3 protein-coding genes are annotated in these 1,588 nt (G+C 67.9%); all 3 read left to right on the top strand.

Annotation, left to right across the window (positions count from 1 at the left end):
• Window positions 1–442, top strand: a 442-nt coding sequence (gene hflC / locus VH499_RS01105; protein ID WP_332050829.1) for a protease modulator HflC, incomplete at its 5' end; no start/stop codon positions are given.
• Window positions 443–449: 7 nt separating this feature from the next.
• On the top strand, window positions 450–641 hold the full coding sequence (locus VH499_RS01100) for a DUF2065 domain-containing protein (RefSeq protein WP_332050828.1): 192 nt from the start codon (window positions 450–452) through the stop codon (window positions 639–641).
• An 11-nt stretch (window positions 642–652) separates the two neighbouring features.
• The coding region (locus VH499_RS01095) for an adenylosuccinate synthase (protein WP_332050827.1) at window positions 653–1,588 on the top strand (936 nt) is incomplete at its 3' end.

Here is a 1,588-nt window from a genome sequence, read left to right as displayed (position 1 = left end):
CACCGGCGAGATCCTCAAGATCGCCGACGCGAACGCGCGCGGGCTGGGTCTGCAGCTCGTCGACGTGCGCGTGAAGAAGATCGACCTGCCCGAGGAAGTGAGCGAGTCCGTGTTCAGCCGCATGCGGCAGGACTTCGATCGACAGGCCAAGCGCCTGCGCGCCGAGGGCGACGAGAGCGCCGAGAAGCTGCGCGCGGAAGCCGACCGTCAGCGTACCGAGATCCTGGCGGAGGCCTACCGGGAGTCGGAGATCATCCGCGGCGAGGGCGACGCGGTGTCGGCGGAAGTCTACGCCAAGGCGTATTCGCGCAACCCGGAGTTCTACGCTTTCCACCGCAGTCTCCAGGCGTATCGTGATTCCCTGGGTACCGACAGCGACGTGCTGGTGATCTCATCCGACAGCGAGTTCTTCAAGTACCTGAAGCGCGCGACCACGAAATGACGCCGGCATGAACTGGTCGGACCTGCTGGCGGCGTTCGCGCTGTATCTCGTCCTTGAGGGCATCCTGCCGTTCCTGAGCCCGCGGTCCATGAAACGTGTCATGTCGATGTTCACCGGTCTTCCCGACGGGCAGCTGCGCCTGTGGGGCCTGGTCAGCATGAGCGCCGGCATCGTCCTGCTCTACTTCGTTCGCGCATAGAGGCCGCCGCCATGAACAGAAATGTGGTCGTCATCGGCGCCCAGTGGGGTGACGAAGGCAAGGGCAAGATTGTCGACCTGCTGACCGATCGCGTCGCGGGCGTCGTGCGCTTCCAGGGCGGGCACAACGCTGGCCACACGCTGGTCATCGGCGGCCGCAAGACGGTGCTGCGCCTGATTCCATCCGGCATCCTGCACGACGGCGTTACCTGCTTCATCGGCAACGGCGTCGTGCTGTCGCCGCGTGCGCTGTTCGAGGAAATGGGCGAGCTCGAGCGCGCCGGCATCGAGGCTGGCAAGCGGCTGCGCATTTCCGAAGCCTGTCCCCTGATCCTGCCGCTGCACCGCGAACTTGACGTGCTGCGCGAGGCTGCTGCCGGCGAAGGCAAGATCGGCACCACCGGGCGCGGCATCGGCCCGGCCTACGAGGACAAGGTGGGCCGACGCGCCGTCCGCGTGCAGGATCTCAAGAACCTCGGCACGCTTGGCCCCAAGGTGGACCGCATCCTCGTGCACCACAACGCGCTCCGGCGCGGCCTGGGCCAGCCAGAGATCGGCAAGGACGGCCTGATGGCCGAGCTCGCGACCATCGCGCCCAGGATCCTGCCCTTCATGGACGTGACCTGGGACCTGCTCGACCGCGAGCGTCGCGCCGGCAAGCGCATCCTGTTCGAGGGCGCACAGGGCGCGCTGCTCGACGTGGACCATGGCACCTACCCGTTCGTCACCTCCTCCAACACGGTGTCGGCGGCGGCCGCGATCGGCGCGGGCGTGGGCCCCGGCGCTATCGGCTATGTGCTCGGCATTGCCAAGGCCTACACCACGCGGGTCGGCGCCGGCCCGTTCCCGACCGAGCTCACCGACAGGACCGGCGAGCTGCTCGGTGTGCGCGGCCACGAGTTCGGCACGGTGACGGGCCGCAAGCGCCGCTGCGGCTGGTTCGATGCC

It is taken from the genome of Reyranella sp., from assembly GCF_036558665.1.
Classification (GTDB): Bacteria; Pseudomonadota; Alphaproteobacteria; order Reyranellales; family Reyranellaceae; genus Reyranella.
Note: the sequence above shows the minus strand (reverse complement) of the source record. Positions and strands in the feature narration are given on the sequence as shown.